The organism is Nguyenibacter vanlangensis (assembly GCF_013376155.1).
Taxonomy (GTDB): Bacteria; Pseudomonadota; Alphaproteobacteria; order Acetobacterales; family Acetobacteraceae; genus Gluconacetobacter; species Gluconacetobacter vanlangensis.
The window spans coordinates 1-619 of the sequence record NZ_JABXXP010001166.1 but is presented as its reverse complement, the minus strand read 5'-3'; the positions used below and the strand labels follow the sequence as shown (position 1 = coordinate 619).

At 73.2% G+C, this 619-nt stretch carries 1 protein-coding gene; it reads right to left on the bottom strand.

Annotation, left to right across the window (positions count from 1 at the left end; genetic code table 11):
* Window positions 1-619: FGGY-family carbohydrate kinase (locus HUK84_RS21905; RefSeq protein ID WP_246285829.1), on the bottom strand; the 619-nt coding region annotated here is incomplete at both ends.

The window sequence follows — 619 nt, the reverse complement described above, 5'->3', positions numbered from 1 at the left end:
GCCGCGCCCACGCACGCGTCCTCGGACCGGCTGGGCAGGAACGGCACGCCGATCCGCGCCTGGCGCAAGGCGGTCCAGCCCGCGTTCGCCGCACCGCCGCCGACCGTGCGGACCGAACGGAGCGCCGTCGCCCCCAATTGCTCCAGCCGCGCGTATCCCGTCGCCTCGATCATCGCCATGCCCTCCAGCACGCCCTGGAAGAAGACCCCGTCATCGGCCGGGCGCGGCTCCAGCCGCGGCTGGAACGCCGGGTCGCTGACCGGAAAGCGTTCTCCCGCGCGCAGCAGCGGATAATAGTCCAGTCCGGTCGGCATGTCGGGACGAAGCCCCGCCGTCAGGGCAGCCAGCCGGTCGACGCCGAACAGGCCCAGCAGGACCGCCCCCCCGCTGTTGGACGCCCCGCCCACCAGATAGCGGCCGCCGATCCGGTGGCTGTAGATCCCATAGGACGGAGCGTCGATTCGCACATCCGACAGCAGCTTGACGACCAGGGTGGAACCTAGCGCCGTTACCGCGTCCCCTGCCCGGTCCGCCCCCGTCGCCAGGAACGACGCGCACCCGTCGGTGGTGCCCGCATGAACGACCGCGCCGGGCGGCAGGCCGGCCGCCAGCCCTTCGG